This is a genomic window from Dysgonomonas reticulitermitis (genome assembly GCF_054601275.1).
The window spans coordinates 1-25,895 of record NZ_BAAHWU010000042.1 but is presented as its reverse complement, the minus strand read 5'-3'; the positions used below and the strand labels follow the sequence as shown (position 1 = coordinate 25,895).

The window sequence follows — 25,895 nt, the reverse complement described above, 5'->3', positions numbered from 1 at the left end:
CGGCGGGATTCAACTTCAAGAGAATGATCAACAAATACAAACAAAAAATGGCCTGTTTCTTTTGCAAAATACAGGCAGACTTTTTTATACTTGAACTTAAAATGACTTTTTAAGGATTGACTAATTAGTATTTCTTCGAAATTTTCAACTAAAAACAAAATAGATATACCAACCTTTGATCGAGACAAAACAAAAAACCCGATTTTACAATCGGGCTTCTAATTTATGCTGGGTTTTATTATTCAGCACTTTTCTCTTCCGCAGGAGCAGCTTCAGCTTCCGGAGTTTCTACCGCCGGCGCTTCTTCCGCAACTTCTTCTACAGCGGCTTCAGCCTCTGCTTGTGCTGCGTTTTCTTCTGCTTTCTTTTGAGCCACAGCATCAGCCTTTGCTTTGTTAGCAGCTTTTTCAGCATCTAAACGAGCTTTTGCTTCAGCTTTTACTTTTGTCTCATTTTTGTTGATGGCAGCTTGAGTTCCTTTTTCTTTTTCAGCTTTCCATGCTTCGAATTTCTTTTCAGCATCTGCTTCTGTGAAAGCACCTTTAGCAACACCACCAAGAAGGTGTTTTTTCAACAAAACGCCTTGTTCAGAAAGTATGTTACGAGTAGTGTCGGTAGGTTGAGCGCCAACTTGTAACCAGTACAAAGCTCTATCGAAATTGATAGTTACCGTAGCAGGATCAGTATTCGGGTTGTAAGAACCAACCTTCTCTATAAATTTTCCATCACGTGGAGCTCTGCTATCTGCAATAATGATGTGGTAAAAAGGATAACCTTTGCGTCCTCTTCTCTGTAAACGGATCTTTGTAGCCATTTCTTTCTTTTGTTAATTGTAATTATACATAATTGTTATTAGCGGGTGCAAAGATAGGAATAAGTTTTTGAAATATAACATTATATTAAAATAATAAATAGGTTAATTCGCATTTAATAATGGAATTTTCCCTTCTGCAATCAAAATCGGCCAAAATTCTACGTTCCAACGGTTGAAGAAACAACAGTTGTAGGGTCTGGTTCGATGCAAGCCACGAGCAATGCCAATACCGCAGGTTGGAAAGTTACGATTCTGGGTAACTACTATAAAATAAGGATAAACGCAATAACCAGTGTCATTAGTCTATATTATACTTATTCTTACGTCCGCTGGTTTTAGCATCTTTTATACGGAACGAGAAGTCCCAGCTGGTAGTAGCTCTTTCTATTTTAAGTAATATCCTGTTTTTGCCGGGTTTAAGATTTAATACTTGTTGATATTCATCTATAATCAAATCCTCATTACTTTGTTTTTTGGATACAGATACACCATTGCAGAAGATTTCAAGTTTTCCGGTAAAACCAAAACTAGCTGTTACCGTTTGTTCTTTTGCCGATTCTAAAGTACAAAATGCATAGGCTACAGACTCATTTTTGGCCTCTAACGGAATATCTAACGAAACCCTATCGGATAGAGGAGATGAATACTTCATCCATTTGATATTTTCACCTTTCTCATTGAAAAATGAGAATCCGGGGAAAGGAGATGCAGAGTTTTCTCCATCCATTCCTTTCAAAAAGTCTGTTTCAAATGGAACTCCGCTTTCAAGACTAAAAGCAGGAGATATCAACCAGTAAGTGAAATATGAGCCTTCAAGTTCTCTGATATCTAAACGTATATCAGCCGGAGCAATCAATGGCAACCCTTGATTAAAATATTCGACAGACTCGTTGAAAGAGCCTATCAAATCATCATAATCCCTCAATACCCGGTTGAAAGGATCCATTGCAAAGTTGTTCCAATAATCGCGGTTTTCGTTTTTCCAGATAGTGTCAAAATCTCTTTGTACTTTGGCTAAATTGGCTCGACACACGGTTATATTTATGTAAACTTTATCTAATAAAGCTTTGGCTTTATCTCTGTCTTGATATTGAATTTCAATTGCTTCAGTATATAAGGACGCTGCTTCAGCTAATTTAAGTTTGGCTTTTGCCAGATATTTGTATTCATCCGATACAATCTCAAAGGCCTTATATTCACGTGTATAGTTTTTTGCCGTTTGATACTTTAATATCGAATCTACTTCGAGGCAGCTCTCATAAACATCTTCCCAATCGGCTAGGCCATATTTATTATACTTTCCTCTTTCGGGGATAATCGTTTTCCAGAATGCAATCTCACTCATGTTGTCGAGAGCCTCTATTTCACACATTTCGGTCAATTTGTGTATTGCCGAGAATAGCTCCTGTCCTTCGCTTTCGCATATCGCTTTAGATAGTCGTCTGTCAAAATCGCTTAGCTCATTATCGTTCGGATTCCACGAATGTTCGGCACCATAAGCTATACCGTACCAATCGCGATCGAAGGTATGCAATCCTCCATCATCCCAAACAGTATTGAGCATCCCTATAGCACCTTTCTCAGCTCCTTCTTTTATAAACTTTCGGATATTGGGAATCGCCATTTTATAATCGGGGAAAATCCGGTATGAGTTTAGTACCCCTGTACATACCATAAAGTCAAATCCCTTTTCTTTAAATGAATCAATCCATTTGGAATAAGAATCATAGTCGCCGTACTCCCAAGTCATCATCACGGCATCTTTCGGAAGAAGATCTAACACCTCAGGATGTTGCAATACGATGTCTCCCCACATCATCATCCGCTTCCCATTGTTTTTAAGTATGTCGAAGAGTTGATTTATATAATCGGCATATACACGTCCGGCACCAAGTTCTTTTACTTTTTGGGCAGACGGGCCTCGTCCCATATCGAAAGTCTCATCACAATTCACATGGAAAAACTTTGATTCAAAAGCAGGGCTCATTTCTGTGTAAATATCCCTCATAAACTCAATAGTTTCGGGTTTAGTAGGGGCATACATGCTATTGCTCTCGGCGATATTTTTAAACTTGGGACTGAGCAACACTTTTTCGGCATGACCAAGCGACTGAAAATTTGGTATTAGTTCTATATAATATTGTTTTGCATAATCGGACAATTCTTTCCATTCCGCAATAGACAACGCTCCGGCAGGAGGTGCAAATTCGGGATGCTTTTCGGTACGTACCATATGTTCGGTATAATATGTCAGAGTATTGATCTTCAATTCAGCCATTCGCCTGATCTGATATTTCATATACTCTAAACTTGGTACAGGGCCACGGCTGATATCATCCATTACTCCGCGATATTTCAATGCCGGTTTATCTATGATATGCAGCCCTTGAAGCTTATTGTTCTTTGCTCTACGTATAAGTTGTATTAAAGATTGTTTGCCGTAAAACAGTCCTTTCTGTGTATTTGCAGCCAATACAATTTTGTTATTATCTATAAAGAGTTCGTAGCCTTCATCGCCTAGCTTTTCTTTGAAAAATCCTGATTTATTGAAAAGTATATCCAGACTCTGATCTTGACCGCGAATTCCCATATAAAATGATTTGAGATTGACTTCTTTATCTTGCAAAGATTTTTCGTAGTCAATATTCTTCTCTAGAGAAAACTTCTTGTTCGTGGTTTTTATTTTATACGGCAATGGGACTATGTCTACAGCAAAGAGGTTGAAAGATGTAAATATAATCAGTAAGAATATGCTAAATATACGTCTCATGCTTTATTTATTTTGATTAAAGAAATAATACATTTCGGTGCCAAATGTCAGCACTGCACCCATTCCTCGAGGATCGCTTTCCAACGTTTTTCGGTTTATATAATAATCGGCATTTTCACCCATATCTGTTCCTTGACAAATACCGCTGACTGCTCCATTTTCTTCTATTTGTGCCGATACAGCATTCCACGTTTTGATTAATTGAGGAACATATTGTTGCGAAAGCCATTTGTGATTGATAGCTCTTGCCAAAGCCAATCCGAACATAGCACTACCCGATGTTTCTAAATATGAATCGGGACGATCTATAATCTGGTGCCACAAACCGTCCTTTGATTGATATTTGAGCAAAGTTGTCAGGCGATTTACAAACACGTCTTTTATCCTTTTATAATCTTTATGATTCGATGGAATTTCGGACAGAGCTTCCGACATAGCCCAGACTATCCACCCATTGGCTCTTGACCATGCAACAGGGGAAAATTCCTGTTTACGATTGAACCATCCATGACGGCAAAGGTTTGTATTTATATCGGTCAGATATTTATTGATAGACAAGACTTGAAAGGCAGCTTCATCATATAGTCTTTTGTCGTTGTTTAATTTCGCCATGCGTAACAGGAAAGGAACGGACATAAACATATCATCAGCCCAGACTGCTTCTGCAACAGGTTCGGGGCGGCATAAGGTGCCGTCTGCAAGACGTGATTGCTTATTGAGGACATAATCTAGAGTTTGCTCAAGTATTTCTTTCTGTAGAGGTTGAGGCATATCTGTCAAAGCAGTTTCGGCCAAAGGCAAGGCCGCTCCACTTGTATCATCAAGCATTGTGGCCCTGAACAATCTGAAATATGCACCTCTCAATACACGTCCGGATAGATATTGATCTTTAAAAAAGCTGTAATGATCAAGCATATGCTTATTGTATTGGCTGGCAAATGCAGAATAATTATAATCGTTCGACGCTTTATAGAGATTCAATATACCTAAAACGGTGTTCGAGTTTGCATAATGCCAATCGGGACTGAATCCCTTTTTATTTTTTACAAAAGGTGATGTTTCGAATACCTGATGAATCATAGGCTCTTGCATATGCCATGAGATAAGCCTGTTATTATACTTATAGTATTCCCTAATATTTTTTTCAGGTTCAAACACCGAATCCATCGGATTTTCAAAACCTATTTCAAAAGGCTCTGTAATAAGCCAGTTGTTGATATGCGAATCCGCTATATTATTTTTAATCCGGATTGTTTTATCAAATTCCTGATTCGATTTTAGCGCACAACATGCAAAGTCCAGTCCATTATCTTTTCCGGAAGCTTTTATTAAAAGTTTATTCTCTCCTTTATTCAGATTAATATTCAATTCATTGTCAAATCTGAAGCGATTGTATGTATATTCTTTAAATTTTTCAACGTCGGACATTCCAGAGTAAATGAGTTTTCCGTTTAAAAACATTTTGATGTCTCCCCGAAAAGAAAAACCAAGTTTAGTTTCCTTCGGTTCTTCGCTGTTTATTGTCACATAAGCAAAAGCTATTTTCGTTGGTTTGTTTAATACTTCTTTCGAAATTTGCAGACGGGATACATTACCATTGAAAGAAACTACCTTCGGCTCAAAGTCGAAAATAGTATTCCGAATCAGAAAATTTGCCGCTGTTTTAGTCGCATTTAATGCTTTTTCTGCCTCATTAAAGGGTTTTACCGAAATAGATGATGCCCAGAAAGTAATATTTTCGCCGTTAGTGCCTTTCGGCTTATCTGCAATGGACAGATAGACGTTGTTTTGAGGTAGGTTTTCTTTTGCATTCAAAGTCAATAAATAATCATTCTCCTGCAACGAGAAGCTTTGAAAAGGGATGTCATTCAATGTAAAACTTGTAACTTTAATTGTTGTTTTATCCAAAGGATATGAAAACCATAGCTTCAATGTACTGTTTTCTATCTTATATTTTACGATACGAGGCTTTTCCCGATCGGGCATTTCCTTGCCGGGATCTACATAGCGGAAGACAGGCCCTTCAACTAATCTGCCGTCATCGTATGCGCCGATATCTAGTTTGTCACCTGTGAAATGTATATCCATATCTTTGGGTATGATACCTGCGTTTCTACAGGGAGAATTGTTCCTTAACAAGAAATTCCCATACTTTCCGTCAACAAACATCGGGTCTGAGATTATACTTGGATATTTGCCTGTTTGTGCAACTCTTTGAGGAAATGGAACATTTGCACAATCATTTTCAAATCGGTTATTCTTTCCAAGATAATAGATACCGACTGTATCCGCATCGGATAGATGATAAGCATTGTTGAAATGGTAAATATTATCATTGTTCCAATGCGAGTTGTGTATGCTCCCCAATACGTCTGAATCGACCTGCCAACTGTTATTGAAAATATAGATGGGTTTGGATAGCCGCCTTTCTTTTCCTATGAATTTGAAAATAGTCCATCCGTCTTTGCAATCCGGTAATTTTACACCTGTATTTCCATAAATGTATAGTGGCCCTCCGCCGACTTCGGTGACGGAAATAAAGGCGTGGCTATTTATCATCTTATTATGATAGAAATGGAGATTGTTGCAATATACTTCCGGCTCGAAGGCATTATCTGCCGAATTTTCAATCACATTACGATAGATCTCTCCATTTGTACAAGCTAGAGTATCACTTTCGGCATCACCCATTATCGAGAGGCGGATTCCATTATAGACGTTCTTGATGTAATTGTCCCGGATGACAAAAGAGCCTCCTATCATCTTTGCCTGAAATATACTACCGTTATAATACCTGAACTCGCCATGGTGCAATTCTTCCCACGAATACTCATTTTCTTTTGTCCAGACATGTTTTCCTTGCTCCCAATAGCAATTTTCGACAAGGAAATGATGACTCTTTCGCCCTTGGGCAAAAAGAACCCGCCGTCCACCTCTTACATCAGAATTGATGAATGATATATAATTAGAATTATCAGCTCTTACAGCATCCACCCAACAATTCCTGAAAGACAAATTATCTATTGTAATCCACGAGCAATCTCTGATATAAAAGCCATAATTGTTCAAATCGCTGCCCGGCTTTGTCGCTCCTCCATCTATTGTGGTGTACCTGCGGTCTTCTCCCCGTATTACAATCGGGTTATCTTGTACTCCGTGTTTATTTACCAGTTTGAGATTTACTTTATATAGCCCTCTTTTTAGTAAAAGGGTATCTCCACCTTGAAGTTTCAATAACTTTTCATTAACAACCTTTGCCGATGCTTTATTATCAACCACAATGGTTTTTCCTGAAGCCGGGGTGTTATTCAGAAATATTGCAATGATGAAAAGGAGTTGTATTTTTTTCATTCTCTTGATTTAAGCTTTTATCTATATAATACGGTAAATGAACTTTATTGTTTTTCTTAAGTCATTTCTGTCAAAATTGATATTTAGTATGATGGGATAAGCTTTCAGTGCAGGATAGCTCCATTTATACTTTTCTTCATCTGTCCCTAGCTCGATGTCTACATTATCTGTAATTATTTCCAATTCAATTAATTTGTCCTTAGTTTTTATATGTATTCTTTTCTTATCTATTTGAGTAAACGCCATTTCCGGATAATAAATTATTGGCTCGATAATGCGTACATGTTCTTTAGTATCATGATAGATAAGCTCAATTTCTTTGCTTATGTAGTTATCCCCTATTTGATGTGTCAATTGGTAAGATATTCCCCCTTCCTGCTGTTTGCTGTTTTTCAGTTCTCCCAAAGCCGATACTATGTAATCTCCCTTGTCCTTATTATTGGTCATTATGGCATCAAACTCGTACAAGTTTGTGAAATATCCCAGGTCAGAATTAAATTCGATTCTCGTCGTAAGAGGTAACGGAGCCGGTATATCCGGAAAACTCATTGGTTCCCATCTTTTATAAATGGTTTGTGATGATGCCTGAAGATAGCCATGTCCATTTAGCCATAGGTTTGTTATTGTACCTCCTCCGGGACGATGCATATATTTTGTCCGGTCTCCCGCAGGGTCTTTATAATTGTAAGCCGATATAGTAGTACACCATTGAGCAGTTCTTACTAACGACAGGTTAAGCGTAGAGAAGTAGTGTATTCCTCTTTTGTCAAGAGGCAGTTCTTCCACTTTTCCGATATCAGCTTTGGCAAAAGCTATTGACATAGCCATATTTTTAGCTTTGGTAAAAGTCGGATATATACAAGGAAGATAATTATACATGTCATAATACAAAGGGCCAAAACCAATAACACCATTTTTCATGCAAGTTTGGAGAAATTGTAAATTCCGGATGGCAGCCGTGCGGTATTGACCGTTTTTGTCCATGAATAAGCTGAAAAGAACCTGGCACCCGTCGGAAGTTCCGCTACCGAAGCAAGTCCATTTGTTTGATCGGATTCCCCACGAGGCATCCATTGATCCGTCGGGATAGATAAAGTATAAATGCTTTTCCAAAGATTTCTCTACGATACTCATAACCTTGCCGTCTTTTGCCAATCGGGCATATAATGCCAACCCCCAAAGCGACATTTCCAGATTATATCCCAGGTCTATGCCATACTTTGCGCCAAATACGCGCCCTCCTTCACCTGTCAGAAAGTAATCCTGATCCATTTTACTTACTACCTGATATGCCAATTCTCGGGCTTTATTCAGATAGGATGGTTTATAGACCAGTTTATTTACAAACATCAGGCTTGCAGTAGTTGTAGCGCAATAATTGATGCTGGCAAACCGGGGCGACATAACTTCTACTAGGTAATCACCCGCTTTTTCGATAGATTGCAGCCATGAGTGTTGTTCTTTTTTCGATAACTGAGTTTCCAATATCGGATATGCCAATGCCATCATTAATACCTGATCGGTTGTAGTGCCCGTCCATTCTTCGGGAGTTTCCAGCCATGAACCATTATCCTGCTGTTGTTTAATAAGCCAGTTTCCTGTATTTATAGCAGCTTTCAGATATTCTTTGTTTTTTGTTTTGCTATATTCGAATGCAAAAGGATAGACTATTTCGGCAGCCCGTGTATGGTATAGCTTGCAATGAGGACAGTTGACCGCTCCGTAATCTGGCGATTTCTTGTCTTGGTTGACATATCGCATAACTGATGCATTTAAATCCGATAACATACGCATAGCATGCACGCTAAGAGTATCGGTCTTTATCTCTTGAGCTGACAGGCTCAATGTGAAGAAAGTAAGAAACACAATTAACAAAACGGATTTTAATCTGCACATGTCGATTGGTTTTACAAATCTGTAATCGGTTTATATTTAGGAACCAAAGCTTTCATTACAATCCATCCTGCAAGATGAGAAAAAGCACATATGGAAAATATAATGAAGTATCCGGCTTCTTCTCCTTTAAATCCCATAAAGGCCATTTGTGTCTGACCTGCGTAATCGAATAATACTCCCGACGATTTATTGATAATGAAGGCTCCAACTCCCCCGGCCATTCCTCCGATACCAACAATTGTTCCTACCGCCTTTTTAGGGAACATATCACTTACGGTTGTGAATATATTTGCAGACCATGCCTGATGTCCCGCCATAGCTATACCAATGAATACGATAGGCAACCAATACGAGATATGACCCAGCGGCTGGGCTAATAGTGCAACTAGCAGGAATGAGGCAAAAATTAGCATCGTTTTCATACGTCCGGCATAAGGATTCATTTTTTTCTTGTCTACAAAATATGATGGCAGCCAACCTCCGATAATAGACACAAGCGAGATCAGATATAGCATGAATATTGCCAATTGTCCTTTTGGGTCGGAAGATTTAATATCATATACGGCACTCAAATAGGCAGGAGTCCAGAATAAAAAGAAGAACCAAACTCCGTCGGTTAGAAATTTACCCAATGCAAAAGCCCAAGTCTGTCTGTATCTGAGGCATTTCAGATATGGAACCTTATTTTCTTTCTTTTCCGTATCTTCTCCATCCTGATTGATATAGGCTAATTCGCTGGCATTTACAGCAGCGTTCTGGTGCGGTTTTTTGTAAATAAACATCCATACTCCCATCCAGATAAATCCAAGAGCCCCTATGGCAAGAAAAGCCATTTCCCAGCCCCAGGCTTTGGCTATCGCAGGAATGGTTACAGGTGCTGCTAAAGCTCCAACAACCGAGCCTGCATCAAAAAGACTTGTTGCCAAAGCCCTGTCTTTTTTAGGAAAATATTCCGCTGTCGATTTTATTGCTGCCGGATAATTGCCAGCTTCCCCTAAAGCTAACACAAGACGGGCAATAATGAATAATGTAACACTCACACTCACAATGACTCCGGCATCGCTAACCAAGGCTATTGCTTCCCGTGCACCTTCAAATCCTACAAACCATTGATTGGCTGTTATTCCGGATGTAAGGATACCGCAGAAGGCATGCAGACATGCCCCGATAGACCAAATGCCAATAGACCACATATAACCTTTTTTGGTTCCGAGCTTATCTATAAGCTTTCCGGCAAACAGCATACTGATTGCGTAGAATATAGAAAACAGGGCGGTTATTGTTCCGTAATGTGTATTTGTCCAATGAAATTCGGGAGCTATAAAGTCTTTCCAGGTAAGTGAAAGCACCTGCCTGTCGAGATAATTTATAGTGGTTGCAAAAAACAGCATAGAGCAGATAACCCAACGGTAGTTGGTTCTTTTGCCCATATTATTGAAAGTATTATTCATTGTGTTTTATTTATTTTGGTTGTTATTTTCCAGTTTTAATACTTCTGATCCGGCTAATAAGAAAGCTCCTATCCCATAGACATCCGTTGTGCTTTCATCGGCAGGTTTCGGGTCGTGTCCAACAGGTTGAATGTATCCTATTTTTCCGTCTTCCTGTACATAATTACATAAGGTTGCCCATGCCTTAAGCATCGGTTCCATATATGTTTTACTATCTAACAAGCCATTCCTTATACCCCATGCTATTCCATAACAGAAGAAGGCTGAGGCGCTGTTTTCTGGCAGGGGGTAGGAATCCTGATCCAGTAGGCTTGCATGCCACGAACCTCTTTCGTCCTGAGTCCTTAAAACTCCTTCTGCCAGATCTTTGAACAAATCTATATAATATTGTCTGTTGTGATAATCTTTCGGCAAATTATCTAAAATCAAAGGAATGCCGGCTAGTACCCATCCGTTTCCACGCGCCCAAAATTGGTTCTCTCCATTTGGTTCTCTTAACGGAATTTTTGAACAATCCCTGTAGTATAATTTTGCATTCTTATCATACAAAGAGTCGGTACATTCTTTAAACTCTTTGTCCATAAAGTCGGCATATTTTTTATTGCCTGTCAGAGTGTATAAGTTCGCATATACAGGTGGAGCCATAAACAAGGCATCGCACCAGGACCAACGCTCATCCCTCCCTTTCGGATGTGTTTTTTGTAAAGGTGCAGATGATGGATGATTTGTAACGTAATCGAGACGTTCTATTGTTTTGGCTAGAACGTCTTTATCTTTATATCTTTTGTATAAATCAAAATACATTTGCGATACACAAATATCATCGGCATGATATGGCCTGTAATATACGTTATACCCATGCTTTCCCCCTTGTGTTTTCAAGAAATCGAAATAAACTTCATTGTTTGTTTCCTTGGCCCACTCGGAAAGACCCTTATACCAAGCTCCATTTGTCCAGTCAAGTGCATGGTGTTTAACAAAAGGTTGATTCTTTATTTGCCAATCTGCAACTCTGTTGCAGATCTCAGTTATATTTTTTTTACTTTGAGGGAATATACGTACTGTTAAGGTCTGAGTTGTCTTAGGAGAAAGTTTTATTTTATAACCTATTATACTCACACCCTGATTTGGTTCGTCGTAATCGTTTTCAGATGTGGCAGAAATTACAAACGATTCTGTATCGACAGGGACAGATACAAATACAGATTTTCCGTTTTGTGTAAGGAAGAATCCGCCGTCCACGGGCATAACCTTAGCCTTGGTTAACATGCGCCATGTAAGGTCTGCCGATTCGCTATTTGTCCTGATTTTGTCTTTTATTTCTACATATTGTTCGTTGATAATGGCGATATGTCTGGAAGCATATACCAATTGATTATCATACAGAGATGAAAGATCTAGTGATGTCTCTTTAAGTTTCGGAGTATTTGAGTGTGATTTTATTATGGCTTGTCCATTTACATCAAAATATTTGTCGTTGATAGAAAAAACATTGTGGGCTAGATTGTTATATCTGAAGACATCCCATCGCTGGCTGTTTTGAGATATATTCCACAAGGAAATGCCATGTTTTTCGAGTGAATCGTAATCTTGTGGTCCTAAATCTATAGCCCAGCGTACTCCGAGAGCTTCCATCACAAATGATCCCTGATCCAGATGAGTATGTGTATTATCGGATGGCCGGCCGCCTTTTATTCCTACGTAGATGGCATCTTGTGACCCCCATTTTGTACGCATTAATGATACGGGTACTTCATTTTTTGCTGTGAAGGTTAATGGCAGCCTTGATGTATTTGCTTCTGATAATCTGAAATCATGCCCGAAAATAAATATGGAAGGAAGCATGCGGCTATACTGTTCGTAATTGTATTTCTTTAAGTTAAGCAGGTAGTTTACTTCATAATTTATCAATGCAGGGTCATTCATCTTTTTGGCAAACCAAAACATAGATGTATTCAGGCGAAGCCCCGAGTCTGAGTCTCCGAAATTGAATGGTTGGAGTGTCGGGCTAACCATGTGCATAATATAATATGCACTCTTAGTGAATCCTTGAATATCGGATAGGCCGAAATCTGTTCCATAGATCTGTTCCAACAAAGCTAAAAGCATAACATTGTATGTTGTCCCATAATGCCAGTATCCATAACCTTCCGGATATGATCCGTCCGGCCCATAGCGTTTCATTGGTTCCTGAATGCTTTGAACAGAGCGTTCTATAATTTTTTTAGCCAACTTTGGCTCGTCCTCTATGATAGCCATAGCTCCGTATGCCATAGCTGTGTTGCAAACCTGATTCCAGTTGTTGTTACGGGTCAGGAAAACATTATATTTTTTATCTAATGATGGTCTTAACCCTTTTTCGAGAATCGCGTTTTTTATAATTTTTTTCGAATTTTTATCTAAAACTTCATATAACCAATCGTACCCGATGGAAACTGCCATTGTCATTTCAGCTACATCCAGAAAATGGCTCGGGTTCCAATCGAGATATGTTGAGACAGCAAGTAGTTCAGCTTTAGCCCTTTCGGCATATTTATGGTTTTCGGTAGTACGGTATGCGTAAGAAAGCATAAAAATACGGTATAAAGCCTCTCTCGATATTCCTAACATGCGTATCCCTTCCAGTTTCCTCTCCAACGGGACAGGCTTTACTATTTCATTGCAAGCCTCTAAAGTGTTGTGTTGCAAAAGCATCCAAATAGAGTCCTTAGATATGTCTTGTATTAATTGGTTTTTCGCATTATCTGTCAAAAGGATACGGGGATGTGAAGGATATTTTATATCGGGTACCGGCGTTTTTCCATATATCGATTGTAAAGAAAAAACAGAGCATAAGATGAAGAATATAACCGTATTTATTTTCATGATATCAATGTAAAATCGTAATATTTATAAAATATTAGAGAAGCAGAGAAGTTTTTACAACTTCTCTGCTCTGATGTAATAATTAAAATTTATAACTAAAACCTCCTCTACCTGTAAAACCGTTATATTGAAGTTTATATGCACGATCTTTATTACCAAAATAAGCGTAGCTTTCACTATTGAGTACATTTACGGCTTCAACCCAGAATGTCAATCCTTTGTATATTTTAACCGATCCGTTCAGGTCTAGTTGCCAACGGTCGTCTTGCCATATATCACGTTCCGAATTAGATCCTAAGGCATTGATAAATGATCCCATATAGTTCGCCGACGCTTGCAGGGTAAAGCGGTTGGTCGAATATGCCAATGCCATGTTTGCAGAATTTTCGGCTTGTCCCGGAAGTCTGGTAACTCCTCTATGCTCGTCGGCTGTTGCTTGTGAAAACACGTAAGTATAATTGCTTGTAAATACTAAATTTTTCAGGAATGAAGGTAAAAACTTTAAGCTCGAGTTGAGAGTAATTTCGGCTCCAAAAACTTTTGCAGCATCACCATTTTTCGTTTGAATCACTTGCCATCCATTATATTGGCTGTTCGGATCATCAAGAATACCTTCGTTCAGATACTGAAAATTTGAAATATTCTTGTGGAATGCCCCTAAGGACAATATACCTACGCTTGGTAAATATTGCTCAATGAGGATATCGTAATTGTTAGAATAAGCAGCTTTTAGTTCCGGATTACCAATGGTTACCCGCTGCAAATCCTGTACTACACCTTGCCTAGGTACAAGGTCAAGTATGTTGGGACGTGAATATCCGGTAGTCCACGAAAGGCGTAATACTGTATTGTCAGACATATCAGCTTTTAGCTGAAGGTTTGGCAACACCTTGGTATAGTCTAATGATTCTTTGACCAGAGTGCTTCTATATGCATTGAACAGGCTCGGATCGTCATTTTGAATAGGAGCATTTGGATCAACGTAAGGTGCAATTACATTTGCTTTATATTTTACTTTCGTATGTTCCACGCGTACACCTGCAAGTAACATCACTTTGTCTATCTGTGTTTTATTCATAATATAACCTGCAAAAACCTTTTCCTGTGCATCGTAATACGTGCCGTCCCTATTCATATTCGAAAAGTATTCATTTAGGGTTATATCACCCGCGTTTGCAAGATTATTCATATATTCTTTGGTCTTGTCAAAACTTGGAGCTATTCCAAACTTAATATTATTGTTCAGGAACTTCGTGTTCAATTGTTCTTTATACAATAAGTTTGAAAGATTATTGGCTTCACTGCTTGTAAAAGAATAAGTGTTTGTTCCTTCAGGAGTTTCTCCGGTATTATCCATGAATTTTCCTTTGAATCCGAAGGATAAAGTGGAAGCATAATCTTTTATAAAGTAGTTTTTATTGGCATTTGCTCTTACCGTAAAGTTTTCCCCTTCAGTTATCTGGTTGTTATTTTCTACTGTATAGAGATTATATCTCGACATTGCATCAGGGGCATCTGTCCCCATTGCTCCGAAAGGTTCGAAAATATAGGATGCGGCAAGGTATTTCGTCGAAATTGAAGGCATTACCCCTACAACTGTTCCGGCAGGAATAGTTACACCATTGACTTTCTTTCCGGCTCTCCATTCCGGTCCTTGAAAGCCCATCATTTCACTTTCATAGTTGCGTTTCGACTTTGTGAAAAATAAGCCCCCATCTACTTTCCAGCTTCCAATAGTTGATTCTCCATCTAAATTGATGTTTATATTATTTATCTTTTCATACTGGGTAGATACTTGAGTAATGTTACGCATACGTTCCGAACCGATAGATCCGTCGTCCATTAAGTAGTAACCTTTTCCATTGTCACGGAATCTGATTCTGTTCCTGAATCTTTCGGCATCATCTTTACGCTGGTTATATATCATGCTTAGCGTGAATTTGGTGTTGATAGTCGGCGCTACATCTAAGGCTACAGTCAGTCCATTACGTGTTGTTTTACTCGTTTGTTGGCGATAACGCACATCGGTAGGCATATATTCTTCTTCAGAAACAACTTCACCGGTACTTTTATTTGTCAATTTATACGGTTCCCATGCTTCAGCCTCCAGACGGTCGTATCCTTCATTATTTCTTAAATAACTGAAGTTTGCAGAAATACCCAAAACTCCATTCGGGTTGTTGTCCGAAGGTGCAAAACGTTGTGCGTAGCCAGCTTTGGCGTTGAAATTCACTTTTTCGCGAAGAGAGGCATAGCCACTACCCAGATCAATAGAAAATTTAGGAAATAACGTACGTGCAGTCCCGGTACGCATGTTGATGACCCCGGCAATGGCATCACCATCGTTAGACGGAAGTAACGTTTTTTGTACCTCCATAGAGGCTAATATGTCAGTAGGTATAACATCTAACGATTCATTTCTTTTTCCTCCTTCTTGGCTACTCATTATCTGTTCACCATTTATATTAATGTTGGTAAAACTGGCGGGTGTTCCACGTAGTTGCACTTCTTTTCCATCAGTAGTGATACCACTCAAGCGCTTCAGGGCATCTGCAACATTTGGATCTGGGAATTTACCCATTTGGTCGGCAGAGATAACCTGCATCATGTTATCAGACATTTTCTGTTGGTTCAAGGCTCGTTGTTGTCCACCGACAACGGCCGAAACGACAACACTGCCTAACTGAACAGAATTTTCTTCCATTACGAAGTTTTTTGCCACAGTTTTTCCTGCCTCAATGGTTATTACTTCAGAAATACGTTTAAATCCTAAATAGTTTACCTCAAATTCTACCGGTCCGGCAGGAATTCCTTGTAAAACATACTCTCCATTCATGTCCGAAGCCGCTCCGAGAGTGCTCCCCTTCATCGAAACCGAGGCTCCGGGCAAAGAGTTTCCTTCTTTATCCGTTATGGTTCCCCGAAGGTTTCCTTTATTTTGCGCTAATGCGGGCATAGATACCAACATTCCGAGCAAGAAAACTAATAAAAACATTGTATTTTTCATAAAAAAAACTTGGGATTAAATTTGCAATAAACTAGCTGCGTCTTTATCTATAAATAGTGTTGCGTCTTTATGTGTTCGAAGTATAGATGCCGGATAGGCTTCCGATATTTGTCCATAGAGACTTTTATGTACTGCATAAGCTTTACGTTTGTCGGGCACTACACCTATTACAGTTTTGCAAGACATCAGGGCCGGAATAGTTAAAGTAACTGCGACCTCGGGAACTTCATCGATGTGAGAAAACTCTCCGTCATTTACTTGTTGCTGACGACTTACAGTGTCTAATGTCGTTTCTCTAACCCATTGTGGATCATCGAAGCGCGCCTCATGCGGATCATTGAATGCAATGTGCCCGTTTTCACCTATCCCGAGGCTGACAATGTCAAGAGGGCTTTCTCTTAACAACTTCTCGTAACGGAGACATTCTTCAATTACATTTTTTGCACTGGGATTTATGTAATTTATTTTATTGAAATTCTTTTTTGAAAAGATTATATTTTTCAGGAAGTTTCCAAAATTCTGAGGCGCATCATTGCCCAGCCCCATATATTCATCCATATGAAAAGCATCGATACGGCTAAAATCAATATATTCATCTTTGTTTAGGGCGTCGAAGAAATCTTTCTGAGAGTGGGCTGCCGCATATATAGCCCTGATATTTTCCTTTTTACATGACATCATTTGCAGAACTTTCTGTTTGTAAAGTTCGTAAGCAGCAGTACCCATTGCCGACCGGGTTTCGTAGACAAGTACCTGTAAGGTATCCACTTTAAATTCTTTAATCACATCAGCCATTTCTATCTGTTATATTTTGATTGATAATATGCAGCAATAAAACGTAAACCGAATGATGTACCTACATCACGGTGTGTCAGCCATACCTGCCCCTTCTTTGTGCGATAACGAGTGTTGATGATTGCTCCCCGAAGATTGGGGTCGGGATGATCTGTAGCATAGCGGTTTTTGAGAATCCAGTTAATGCTTTTTTCGTAACATGGAACAAATTCATCATAGCCATATTCAGCCAAACGTAGCCACACTATACCTGCAAAAGCAACGGCTGACCCACAAATAGAACCTTTGTCCGATGGTTTCCCGTCTGTATAGTTAACATAATAAATAGTTCCATCAGATTTTTGTGCTTTAGCATATGTGCGTGCCGTTTTAGCAGCTGCTTCAAGATATACCCTGTCTTTTGTCAGTTCGTAAGCTTCCAGCAGAGATTCGGCATACCATAGATTGAAACGTGGATGAAAAGACGACTCTTCGATATGATTTGGCATATAACGCATCCATATCCCATTTTCATTTTGTTTGTTAATCAGTGAATTGCATAATAAGATGTGAGCATCACGAAATCTCTTATCTTTCGAAAACTCATAGGCATCTTTGAAAGGCGAACCCTCTGTATTAGGCCGGGAAACGTCTTCCAGTTTCTGGTTTTCTTTGTTTTTGTAGAACGGGCTGTTTTGAGTAAGTATTTCTCCCGTTTTTAGATCAGCAAGATCGTAACATACACCTTCTTCGGGATAATACATATTTTCTAACAACCACTCAGAAGCCGAGGTGGCTACTTTGGCATATTTCTTATCACCTGTAACCCTTGTCAACTCAAAGATCCCCGGAGTGCCATCGCTTGTCGTGGCAAAAACAATTTGGTCGTTACCTATTTCGTCGCCATGAGTTGCCGCAACCATGCCGGCAAACCGGGGATTATCCTTTATTTCCAGATTTATCCACCAGTCTCCGGCTTTGCGTGCCGCAGCTAAAGCCTCCTGATTCTTAGTTACTTTATATGCTTCCAATAAGCCTAATATAAGTTGCCCTGTATGCCAAGGTTCTTCGTACGGGTACCATTTCCCTTCGATTACATTATAATCGCAACGCGATTTTCCTTCTCCATCCAGTAGTACGGTAGTGGAATAAGTTGTGCATTCATTCAATGCCTTTATGAGCTCATCTTTTGATGGTGCTTTAGACGTTTGTGCGAACAGCCCATGACTGGCAAAGAGGAATAATAGAGAGAATAATTTTGTTTTCATTCTGGTTATCTATTTGGATTTATTTATCAGATTACTTTTATTCAGAGTCTTAATTATAGTTCTACTTTAGAATTTGGCAATACTTTTATTTTAGTAGTATTCTTTGCACCAATTGTACTTATATTGCGGATACTGCCTCCTTTTACATTATCACATATAATGGTTGGGCGCAAGTCTTCACTCTTTAGCTCGAAAACTACATTATCCACATTTATGTTGTTGACATGTCTTATATATAAGCCGTATGAAGGTAATGTACCGAACATTGTAGATTCGGGATATAATTCATCCAGCTCATTGACAACAGTATTACCCATGTCTTCAAGTGCTCCGCCCATACATACGAAGCGACTGTCGGATAATGAAACCCCTTCTATTTTCCCGTTTGATATACCTGTTATAGAGCAACCAATTGGAGACGAGGCATAGGCAACTATATTGCTGATATTGATATTAGAAATAGAGCCTATAAGGGGTTGAGGTGCTTCATCGTAGTGCTTACGAGCCCTGTTGCCTAGTCGCACAAATAAAGGAACCTGTGGACCGTCTACAACAATGTTGGATATATTAATGTTTTCCATGATGCCTCCATCTACGATCTCGAGAGCAATGCCGCAAATACCTTCGGCAACTCCGGTTTTTATATCGGTTGCAGCAGATTTGCGCACTACACAATTGCTGATTGTTATATTACGGAATCCGGCAGTACTTTCGGTTCCAAACTTTATGGCGTTACAATGACTGCTTATGATACAATTGGAGACCACTATGTTTTCGCTGATGCGGTCTGTTGTACTTTTAAACGTAATTCCATCATCGTCGGCATCTCCGATTACATTGGTGATAACAACGTCTTTGCACCCATCAATATCCATCAGGTCATTATTCTTGTTGGCATGGTTAAATACTTTGATTCCGTCTATTCTCAAATTTTCACATCTTATATACGATTGCATCCACATGGCAGAGCTTCTCAACTCAATATTTTTAATCAATATATTTTTACATTCGGCTATCCATAATAAGTATGGGCGATTGCGGTAACGATCTGGTTTTGCCTTTGTTGTTACAGGAAAAGCGTCCCCTTGTCCGTCGATAATACCTTGTCCTTCTATCGTGATATTATTCACATTGTGAGCAATTATGAGGGAATGATAAACCCATGTATCTCCAAAAAACCTGAATCCAACGGTTGTTTTCGGATAGTCGCTCAATTGGATTGATCCCAATAGCCTCGCATTCTTCTCAATGATTAACGTCGTATTGTCTTTTAAAAACAAAGTTCCAGTGATAAAATTTCCGGTCGGGATAATTACTCGTCCACCATTTTGCGAACTTTCGTCTATCGCTCTCTGAATTGCCTGAGTGCAAATCGTTTTATTGTCAGCCTTTGCACCGAACGAAACAATATTGTAATCTGCTCCATAAGCGTAAATGGTAAAAGAAAACATTAAAAAGAAGATTTTGATATGCTTCATTTCAAAGATGTATTTATTGTTTAATTGATTTGTTGTATTATCCGTGTGAATACAATAAAAAGACACGATTTATAATGTATAATACTAAACATCTTATAAACAATTAATTATATATTCGTGTTTTTTCGTGTTTTGCAAATATATATAATCATTTTTAGACAGATTGAATTTTTTGATGTGTTGTGCAACATATTTTATTTCTTTATTATAAGATGTTTGTATTTGAGTTTATGTTAATAAATATATCCGTGTGATTGCACGGTATTGTTTTAATATATATATTTGTGAAAAATATGATTCTACGGAAATATGATTAAGAAATATAGGATAAAGGATATAGCAGAGTTGGCCGGAGTTTCGACAGGTACCGTTGACCGGGTTATACACAATAGGGGTGAGGTCTCACTTGAGAGTAGAAAGAAAGTCGAAGAAATTTTGACCCGGATAGATTATTATAATGGTTCAAGTCTTCTTCAAAAGGAAAAAAACAGGCGATTTCGTGTATTGGCAATTCTCCCTCAACATACAGATGGCGATTATTGGCATGCTGTAAAAAAAGGGATAGAGCATGTCGCTTATTATTCAACGAATATAGAGTTGAAGCTTAGCTTTTTGTATTATAACCAATTTGATATGTATTCGTGCCGCGAAATTTTTAATAAAGCTTTGTCTTTGAAATCGAACGCAATACTTATCGGGCCTTCTTTTTATGATGAAACTCTATTATTTGCCAATCAGTTATTCATAAGGGATATCCCTTATGTATTTATTGATACTTCAGTTGAAAACACCAAACCCCTGGCATTTTTCGGTCCGCATCCTTATCAGACAGGTGTTGTGCAGGCTAAGTTATTAACAGCTATATTAGAAAATGGGAAAGATATAGCCCTTTTTCAGGCTAAAAGAGTCGGCGATAAGACTTCTATGCAGTCATTAACCCGGTCGTACGGTTTTATAACATACTTGAAAGAGAATTTCCCGCTTATTAAAGTGTATTCGGGAGAGTACGATTATGGAAACAAAAAGGAAAGCGATCTCCTACTTGATCGCTTGTTTAATGGGTACCATAATATCGGTGGTGCAGTGGTTTTTGATACAAAGGGATATCTTATCGCAGAATATTTAAAAGAACGTAATATTGCGAATATAAAACTGATAGGTTTTGGAACAAGTAAGAAAAATATAGCTTGCTTGAAGGAAGGAACTATTGATTTTCTTATATCTGAACGTCCTGAATATCAAGGCGAAGCTGCATTGCGGATAGCGATCGATTATTTGTTGTATAATAAAACAGCGAATATCGAAAATTATACACCTATAGATATCTTGATAAAAGAAACAATAGACTTTTATTGAGAAGTGAAGCAAACTATGTATTGAGATAATAGCGATTGACTTACCAGATGAATATATGGGTATTGATTCAGAATATCACTAAAAAAGACAGGAGAATTATATCCCCTGCCCTTTTCGTGTATACGTATGGAAGAAAGTTATCTCTTAGTAAGTAGTATTCTGCGGATCAAAGTTTGTCCATCCAAGCATCCAATTATCAGAATCGGAGCTGCTGGCAAATGCACCCGAATAAGTAACCTTCGTAAAGAATGAATCCAATAACATAGTATCTGTAAATTTGGCTTTACCTAGTAGAGGGCTACCTGTATTAGGTCCATAATTAGGACTGGCCACTGTGCTATTAGGTTGTTTCAGGTTCGGGCTAGTTGTAGCATTGGAATTAGCGCCCAAACTGAAGAACGTACTTGAGAATGAAGCCGAAGCCGGATCTGTAATGTTAGTTCCGTCGGTAGACAATTGATCTGTCCAAGTTGGAGACTGTTTGTTTATATCAGAACCCAATACAGTCATACCTGCAAACACGTTATTTTGTATTTTTAGATTGCCGTTTGTAGCCGATTGCTGGGTTGAACCTTTTTGATTATCCAATATTAAACCAACAGGATATCCTATAGCTACAGAATTAAAGAGGTTCAAACGTGAGTTACGGCGAATTTGTACTGCAGCCTGAAATATACCTAATCTTCCACCGTCAGGTGAAGTAAGTCCGTTTCCGTTAATATACTGAGTTGTATTGGCAAAATCGGAAGCCTGTCCTACAGGGCCCACTAATGTTACATTACTAAACACAGGTGATGTATAAGGCGCATCTGTAGTAGCATTGGCATTGTTATCTGATTCGAAGCCATTGGATAAAGACTGGTCTGCGATTTTTGGGTTTTTCACACCCAGAAGGAACTGTAGTTTACCGGAATAACCGTTATCTGTATCAAAATCATCATCCCATCCGTGATATGCCACTAAATATTTGGCATTAACAGTTCCGCCAAACCATTCAAAAGAGTCGTCGCCACTATACGAAACCTGTACGTGATCAATTTGAGTACCTCTACCAACTGAACCCAACGTTAATCCATTAATTTCCTGATCGGTTGCAAATGGAATTCCGGCAAATTCAATTCTCACATAGCTTAACACACCTGAATTGTCATCATCATTGCTACCCCCATGAGGAGCAACCGGACCACCTTCTATAGGCATACCATTAACAATGTCAATATTATTTTTGGCACGTCCACAAAGAATTACTCCTCCCCAGTCTCCTGGCTTACGGCTTCCCTTCGCTTGATTAGACGTAAATATAATAGGAGCAGAAGCTGTACCATTCGCGATTAATTTACCACCTTTTCTGGCAATAAGAGCTGCTTTAGTAGCCTTATCACCCTTAATAATTGTACCCGGCTCAATAGTTAATATCGCTCCGTCTTCTATATACACCCAACCTTTCAGTACATACGTTCCTTTCTTTATAGTATGGCTTTCTTTTATTACAAAACTCTGTTCTCCATTACCTATTTCTGTCCCGTTATTAAACAGGATCTGTTCTGTCGACGGATCAATCGGATCTTCATCCTTGTCTGAGCAAGAAACTGCTGCCAAGACAATAATCAAAACGAAAAACAATTTTTTCAAAAAACTTAAAATTTTCATATTCATAATTATTAAAATGTTTTATAATGCAATTGTATTAGAATAAATATCTAGCAGTAAATGATATGTTCCGACCCGGCTTATATACTTTGGTCACCTGTTCTCTTTCTTGAATACTCCCATTGCTGTCTTCGAATCTTGGGAATTGAGTATATTTAACCTTCTCTGCCAGTATATCTTTTATTCCGGCGTTGATTTCTATGTGCTTCCCGAATTTTTTAGTCACCGCGAAATCTAACGCGTTCCGAGGCATTTCGTACATATCAGGAATATCATTGTTAATTGTAGTACCCGAAGATGTGGATACACGTCCTATTCCGACTATACGTTTCCCTATAATATTATAAAGTACAGTTCCGGTTAATCCGAGTTTTTCATTTTGGTAGAATATACCCGTATTTATCAGATAAGGTGATTGTCCTTGCATTGGACGGTTATGATTTGCCCCGCTATTCTCTTTAAATTCTACTTCACTTTTGATTAGCGAGCCATTGAATGTCAGTGAGAAATCGTTCAGCCCTATAAAATCCAGTTTTTTCTTTATATCTACTTCTACTCCATAATTATTAGCCTGATCCGCATTTTTGAAGGTATAGGTATATGTTCCTCCTCCATCAAGGTAAGTCCATTCAATAGGATTTTTAAAGTTTTTATAGAAAAGAGCTATAGAGAAAATCTCCGAATTGGAAGGATAGAATTCATATTTAAGGTCAAAATTATTGACATAGGCCGGTTTTAGATCCGGATTACCGGAAACGAAGCTAAACAAGTCAAAATCATAATATGACGAAGAAGATAATTCTCTAAATTCCTGTCTGTTTATAGAACGTCCGTAGGCCAATCGAACCAAATGTTCATTCGAAAAGTTATATGAAGCATTCAATGATGGAAAAATATCCGTATAAGAATAATCAGTATCTTTCGACCTGTCTCCTAATATTGTCGTATAATTTTTCACAGACATTTTATTATGTTCCAGACGTACTCCTGTATAAATATTCAACTTGTCGAACGGCATATTAAACGCGATATAACCTGCTGCCTGGGTATTTGATCCCGAATAGTCATTCAGTCGATCGGTATCGTCATAGACAAATAGTTTATCAGCGCCAAAGTTTTCAGGTATCAATATTTGCGAATAAACATCACGATACCCAAAGTCTTCCGGTAAATTCTCTGCTATCCAACGATATTTGAAATACCGGGTATTATAATTCCGGTCTCTATAGTCACCGTATACACCGGCTTTAAGAGATGGTTTAAAACCATTATCGAAAGAAAAATCATGAGTATAATTCGCAGATAAAGTATAGGTGTATTCGTTCAACTTGTTATAGTCGCGCGTTATATCATTCAGATCTATCTGATACTCCATATAATGAGCATCGCCGGGGTAACCATTTTGTTCCCAGTTGATAATACGTCTGTCCGGTTGATTCCTGTTACTATAAGAGAAACCTAATACCCAATCCAGATTATCTTTTTGAGTCAGTGTATGCTTTCCTGCCAGCTGCCCTGAATAAACCAGGCGGCTGCTATAAATATATTCAGCCTTACGTTGCCCGTAGAATCCACTGGTATTTTGATACCCTTCCCGTTCGGTATATCTACTTTTTCCTACCTGATTCAATATATTCCGAAACTCCAGACGATGCTTTCCACCCGACATGTATATCAAATTGGCTAAAGCACCTATTCTGGCGTCATTATTATATTGATTATCTGTATATTTGAAAGTAAAGAAAGGTTTGTCATTATCCGAATCATAAACTCCATAGCGGGAATTTTCCATATCGGTATATGTTTTGCCGGTATTGCTATAATTCAATGCAGCTGTAACACCCCACAAACTACCTCCTTCGCCCGAATATTTCCGGTTGATTACAAAACCAAGACGTTGGTCTAACGGAGGCTTTTTTGTTTTTACAGCCCAATCATTATTAAATCCGTTTTCAGTAAGATTTGTAACATCTTCGGCATTACTATTATCGACACGTCCGGACGAAAACGGTGAAGCTATACTTCTCAGACCGTTATCAAATCCCAAAAAGTCAGTTCCGCTACCTTTGCTATATTTAAAGTCTTTGAATTGAGTTTGAGTATTTACACCAAGTCCGTAACTAACCTGAGTCGAATTTTCATTAGGTATACCTTTTGTTTCAATTTTAACGAATCCTCCTGAGAAGTCAGCGGGTAATTCAGGCTGCGGAGATTTCACAATCATAATATTTTCGATCTGTGAACTCGGCAATATATCGAATGAAAACGAACGGGTATCGGCCTCCGAACCAGGTATACTACTATTATTTACCCATACATTATTATATCTCTGAGCCAATCCTCTGGCTACAATAAATTTGTCATCCACTATAGATATTCCGGGAATTCGTTTTACCACTTCCGATGCGTCTCTATCTTGACTCTTCGATATTTGTTGCGACGAAACACCGCTTATTACAGCATTGGATCTTTTTATAGAATTCAGAAGCGACACTTCCGAATTGATACGTCCCATTGCTACCACATATACATCTTTTAATGTATGAGTTGCTTCTGACAAAGGAATATCCAGAGTTACCTCATTACCTTTACCCACCTCCACGTCTGTTATCTCCATGGATTGATAAGATATTAAGGATGCCACTATTGTATGTTTTCCCGGTGATAGTTTCAACTCGTAACTACCATCTTCGTCACTAATTGCACCTATAGTTGAATTTTTCACAGAAATGGTTACACCCGGTAACATTTCATTGGTTTTTGCATCTTTTATACTACCCTTTAATGTACTTTGAGCGAATAGCCCTGTTGTTAAAAAGAAAGATACTGTTAAGAAAATTATTGAAAGATTTCTGGTTCTATTAAACATTTTGCATTCTTATTATTTTACAATACAAATCACTTCTATTTTTGTTACAGAGAGATTACACAGACGATAAGCTTAAACTTCTTTTATGTTAAGATGATCGTAACACCCTGTGGATTATACATCATATTTTTTCTTAAATATTTTTTAACTAAAATTATTATTCCATTTCAATATAAAATATGACTTTTGATACAGCCCCTTGTTAATTATGAAATATAATAACCTGAGTTCCGTATAAGCAACGCTCATTTTTCGCATCTGCTTTGTGGAACAAGAACTTTAGCCCAATGCAAATAGGACAAAGTTTTTGCTATAAAATTAGGAGCAGGATGATTAGCAGAATAAC

At 38.4% G+C, this 25,895-nt stretch carries 13 protein-coding genes; 1 reads left to right on the top strand and 12 read right to left on the bottom strand.

Features of this window, described 5'->3' with window-relative positions; all coding sequences use genetic code 11:
* Window positions 1-238: 238 nt before the first annotated feature.
* The 10 genes from ACYPZI_RS12585 to ACYPZI_RS12540 all read right to left on the bottom strand — a co-directional run bounded on the left by ACYPZI_RS12585 (window position 239) and on the right by ACYPZI_RS12540 (window position 19,674).
* Window positions 239-814 (bottom strand): 30S ribosomal protein S16, encoded by a 576-nt coding sequence (locus tag ACYPZI_RS12585; protein WP_459602131.1) that lies wholly within the window; start codon window positions 812-814, stop codon window positions 239-241.
* Window positions 815-1,112: 298 nt separating this feature from the next.
* Window positions 1,113-3,584, bottom strand: a complete 2,472-nt coding sequence (locus tag ACYPZI_RS12580; protein WP_459602129.1) for a family 20 glycosylhydrolase — start codon at window positions 3,582-3,584, stop codon at window positions 1,113-1,115.
* A gap of 3 nt (window positions 3,585-3,587) precedes the next feature.
* Complete coding sequence (locus ACYPZI_RS12575) at window positions 3,588-6,935, bottom strand: glycoside hydrolase family 88 protein (protein WP_459602127.1); 3,348 nt, start codon at window positions 6,933-6,935, stop codon at window positions 3,588-3,590.
* A 21-nt stretch (window positions 6,936-6,956) separates the two neighbouring features.
* Entirely contained in the window at window positions 6,957-8,831 is a 1,875-nt protein-coding gene (locus ACYPZI_RS12570; RefSeq protein WP_459602125.1) for a hypothetical protein, read from the bottom strand.
* An 11-nt stretch (window positions 8,832-8,842) separates the two neighbouring features.
* Complete coding sequence (locus ACYPZI_RS12565) at window positions 8,843-10,282, bottom strand: MFS transporter (RefSeq protein ID WP_459602123.1); 1,440 nt, start codon at window positions 10,280-10,282, stop codon at window positions 8,843-8,845.
* A gap of 6 nt (window positions 10,283-10,288) precedes the next feature.
* Window positions 10,289-13,147 carry a glycoside hydrolase family 88 protein gene (locus tag ACYPZI_RS12560; protein ID WP_459602121.1) on the bottom strand — a complete coding sequence of 953 codons (2,859 nt, stop codon included), beginning with the start codon at window positions 13,145-13,147 and terminating at the stop codon, window positions 10,289-10,291.
* An 82-nt stretch (window positions 13,148-13,229) separates the two neighbouring features.
* Window positions 13,230-16,154: a TonB-dependent receptor gene (locus ACYPZI_RS12555; protein ID WP_459602119.1), complete on the bottom strand. Its 2,925-nt coding sequence runs from the start codon at window positions 16,152-16,154 to the stop codon at window positions 13,230-13,232.
* A 15-nt stretch (window positions 16,155-16,169) separates the two neighbouring features.
* Window positions 16,170-16,949, bottom strand: coding sequence for a 6-phosphogluconolactonase (locus tag ACYPZI_RS12550; protein WP_459602117.1), 780 nt, complete (start codon window positions 16,947-16,949; stop codon window positions 16,170-16,172).
* A 2-nt stretch (window positions 16,950-16,951) separates the two neighbouring features.
* Complete coding sequence (locus tag ACYPZI_RS12545) at window positions 16,952-18,196, bottom strand: beta-L-arabinofuranosidase domain-containing protein (protein WP_459602115.1); 1,245 nt, start codon at window positions 18,194-18,196, stop codon at window positions 16,952-16,954.
* 53 nt (window positions 18,197-18,249) lie between these two features.
* The gene (locus tag ACYPZI_RS12540; RefSeq protein WP_459602113.1) at window positions 18,250-19,674 is read right to left on the bottom strand and encodes a glycoside hydrolase family 28 protein; all 1,425 of its coding nucleotides are present in this window, start codon (window positions 19,672-19,674) and stop codon (window positions 18,250-18,252) included.
* A 309-nt stretch (window positions 19,675-19,983) separates the two neighbouring features.
* Here ACYPZI_RS12540 and ACYPZI_RS12535 point away from each other — a divergent pair, with 309 nt between their 5' ends.
* A complete protein-coding gene (locus ACYPZI_RS12535; protein ID WP_459602111.1) occupies window positions 19,984-21,030 on the top strand; it encodes a substrate-binding domain-containing protein in 1,047 nt (348 codons plus the stop codon).
* Window positions 21,031-21,174: 144 nt separating this feature from the next.
* On the opposite strand, the gene ACYPZI_RS12530 is transcribed toward ACYPZI_RS12535, so the two are convergent.
* Window positions 21,175-22,680, bottom strand: a complete 1,506-nt coding sequence (locus ACYPZI_RS12530; protein WP_459602109.1) for a hypothetical protein — start codon at window positions 22,678-22,680, stop codon at window positions 21,175-21,177.
* A 37-nt stretch (window positions 22,681-22,717) separates the two neighbouring features.
* Window positions 22,718-25,549, bottom strand: a complete 2,832-nt coding sequence (locus ACYPZI_RS12525) for a TonB-dependent receptor (RefSeq protein ID WP_459602107.1) — start codon at window positions 25,547-25,549, stop codon at window positions 22,718-22,720.
* Window positions 25,550-25,895 lie beyond the last annotated feature (346 nt).